Origin of the sequence: Mesorhizobium sp. M4B.F.Ca.ET.214.01.1.1 (genome assembly GCF_004791545.1) — a bacterium.
Taxonomy (GTDB): domain Bacteria; phylum Pseudomonadota; class Alphaproteobacteria; order Rhizobiales; family Rhizobiaceae; genus Mesorhizobium; species Mesorhizobium abyssinicae.
Map to the genome: position 1 here is coordinate 1 of NZ_SRUX01000160.1, position 343 is coordinate 343.

The 343-nt window shown below is 67.6% G+C and carries 1 protein-coding gene; it reads right to left on the reverse strand.

The window, feature by feature from the left end:
* A partial coding sequence (locus EN857_RS33725; protein ID WP_281036054.1) for a sarcosine oxidase subunit gamma family protein occupies positions 1–343 on the reverse strand: 343 nt, incomplete at both ends.

Sequence of the window (343 nt, forward strand, 5' to 3'; positions counted from 1 at the left end):
GCAGCACTCCACCCGGAACGCATCCGCCGCGGTGCGCAACAGCACGATCTCGGACTTGCCGAGAATGGTGCGCGAGGCCGCCTCGACCGGGAATGCTTCGAGCGACAGGTCTTGCGGGCAGCCGGAATTGACCGTCACCGCGGCCGCCGGTCCGTTGACCGAGATCGCGACATTGCGATGCGAGATGCCTACCGCCGAATGCAGCGCCGAGACCTTGGCGCAATCGGCCAGCGGATCGTTGCCGGACTCGTCGATGATCAGCCACTCGTCCGGCCCGAGCCACAAAGCGGTGCGCCCGCCCTTCGTGGCCGAGCTTTTCGGCTTCGTCGGCAGCGTCACCCCG